Source organism: Microvirga calopogonii, from assembly GCF_003347665.1.
GTDB classification, from domain to species: domain Bacteria; phylum Pseudomonadota; class Alphaproteobacteria; order Rhizobiales; family Beijerinckiaceae; genus Microvirga; species Microvirga calopogonii.
In genome coordinates this window covers 1-2,673 of the sequence record NZ_QDGA01000215.1, presented here as the reverse complement: position 1 = coordinate 2,673, position 2,673 = coordinate 1, and the positions used below count along the sequence as shown (strand labels likewise).

The window sequence follows — 2,673 nt, the reverse complement described above, 5'->3', positions numbered from 1 at the left end:
CGAGCGGCCCAGGGCCTGGCGGCTCTGCCCCCTTTTGCGCCTGCCGCCGAGACATGGGCGCGCCCGATGGTGGAATCGAACATCTGCACCAGGTGAGCGGTCCCGCTCAGGGCCGCCAAAGCCTCGAAGAAGGCCTCGAACACACCCGCCCGGCTCAAGCGCCAAAAGCGCTTCCAGACCGAGTTCCAATGGCCGAAGCGCTCGGGCAGGGCTCGCCAGGTGATGTTGTGAACCGTGAAGTAGTGCAGCGCCTCCAGGAAGCGGCGGTCATTGCCGCCCTTGGCGCCGCGCCGGGAGCGGGAGGCCGTAAACACCCGCAGCACTGTCGCCCAATCGTCCTCCGTCATTCCTGTCAGCATGGTCGAGCCTCCTGAAGCCGACCTGCCATGAATCATCGCCCGACTGATTGGGAATCTACCTACCCGTTGCTCGGCCCAATCCGTCCACACGGCCTAAAACCTTCTCCTGGGACAGACGAGCGATCTCGTTCTGAGCAAAACCTTTCGACATATTGGGCTTCAGGACCTCAGTCGCTGGGCTCTGGGCTTGGTCCCGTGCAGGCAGTTTTGGGCTCTGACCTGCTTGCAGTTCGGCAGCTGGTACTGATACCTGACGCTCTGATTCTGCTGTCGACCCGCGTGATCCAGGAAGCAGGCTCCATCCGGCGACGGCGCTTAGCCCAAGATGACGGCAGCGGCTTGGTAGCGGCGCGGGAGGGTGCGCGTGAAGGCCTGAAACATCGAAGCTCCTGGAGCAGGAAGACCATAGGGGCACGACAACCATCTGGATCGGAATAGACGGCTGGTGGCGCTCATGGGACGAGAGCCCGTGTGCCTCAGGATAGATCCATCGGGGTAGCTGAACCGTTAAGGAACCACGAGGCGAGAGGTCGGCTGATCGTCAAGCTTTATATTACTTCGACAGCCCGCTGCCGCAGACTTCTTGTCAAACAAATGTTATGCGAAATGTTATATTGAATGCTTCTTGATTGCTTCGATCTAAGGTTCGCGGTATAGCAGCGGGGTCCAACATAATCTCGTCTCTAACCGATCGTATTCACCTGAGCTTGTTGCGATGACCTGACTTGCGGCTTGGGCGAGCCAATCTGTTGCGTCTTTTTCATCGCGGCGAGGTTTGGAACGTAGGAACGCGTTGGCGGAGAAGACATGGGGTGACCGGGGCGATGGCAGCCCCGGCGCTCATGGCGAGGCTGCTCTCGGGCTGGGCAGGAGAGCCGCCGCTATGGCGCGGAACAGGTCGGCTTCGGGACAGCAGGACGCGTAGGCCAAGCGGATGCGGCTGGTGGTTTCCTGCACCCGCACGGCGATCTTGAGCAGGCGAAGCCGCAGCGTGGCGAACTCGGCCCGGGCGAGATCGCGTGCAGCCGGAATAGCCTCGCGCACCGCCAGCATCAGCCAGTAGGCGGCCGTGTGCAGCACCAGCCGAACCTGATTGGCCACTGCTCGCCGGCACGAGGTCCGGTCGGAGGCGAGTTGCGCCTTGTGGAACTTGATCCAGTTCTCGGCCTGACCCCGGGCACAGTACAGGCTCTCGTAGATGACCCGCGGGCTGGTGCCGGTCAGGTTGGTGACCACAAAGCGGATGTCGAGCCCGAGGCGGGTCGCCTCGATGCGGGCGATCGCGCGACGCTCGCACGACCAGCTTTTGGCCCGGTGCCTGGTCTCAGCGAAATCCCGCACCACCTCACGATCCTCGATCGCCCGTCGGGTGCGCACCGCATCCGCGGTGTCCTGCACCTTGCTGGTGAGCGGCCGGCTGCCGGCCAGCCCGAACAGATAACTGAGGCCGCTCTGCTCGCAGAAGGCCATGACCTCAGGCCGGGCATAGTGGCTGTCGCCCCGGATCGTGAGGCGGGTGAGAGGCCAGCGCGTGCGGATGCGCCGCACGAGGCGTCGCAGATGCGCCCGCACCTCACGACCCGAGGGTGTCTTGCCCGACCGCAGCACGACGGCGACCGGTCGGCCGGTGCTGTCGTAGACATGGATCGGCAGAAAGCAGCGCTCGTCATAGTGCGCGTTGAACAGTGAGAGCTGCTGGTGCCCATGCACCACGTCGCAGGTGTCGTCGATATCCAGCACCACGCCGTCCGGCGGGGTGGCATAGCTGTCCATCCACTGGTCGACCAGGGCGTAGCTCAGGCGGATCGCATCACGGATCGTAGGCGCATTCTCCAGACGCGAGAGGGTCGGCTGCGAGGCCAGATCCGTCCCGGTTTCCGGCAGGCGCTCGCAGGCGAGCTTGAATGCCGGATCAGCCCGCAGCGGGCCGAAGTCGTTGCAATCCTCATAGCCGCACGCGATGGCGAAGATGCGGGCGCGGATCATATCCGGGATCGCGTGCGTCACGCGGCTGGGATCGCGCCGATCCGGGATGATGCGCGCCAGCCGCTCGGCGATGCCGAGCCGGCGCTCGGCCTGGGCCAGGAGCATGACGCCGCCGTCGGACGACAAGCGTCCGCCGTCGAAAGCAGCGGTGATCTTCTTGCGGCCCACGGCTGGAAACGGGAAGGTTGCGGTTGTATCGTCCATCATGGCGGGTGTGGCAGCTTTGAAGGGGTTGCAGGACGGGTGTCAGCAACCAAATCCTACGCTGCTTCAAGTGCTTAAGCTACATCCGCCAGCCCTTCTCCAGCCACCTCGTGCATAAGAACGG

The 2,673-nt window shown here is 63.9% G+C and carries 2 protein-coding genes; both read right to left on the bottom strand.

The window, feature by feature from the left end; genetic code table 11:
* Positions 1-359: transposase (locus tag DDF70_RS35920; protein ID WP_162820914.1), on the bottom strand; the 359-nt coding region annotated here is incomplete at its 3' end.
* An 840-nt stretch (positions 360-1,199) separates the two neighbouring features.
* Complete coding sequence (locus DDF70_RS35915) at positions 1,200-2,552, bottom strand: IS1380 family transposase (RefSeq protein WP_114946644.1); 1,353 nt, start codon at positions 2,550-2,552, stop codon at positions 1,200-1,202.
* Positions 2,553-2,673: the final 121 nt, after the last annotated feature.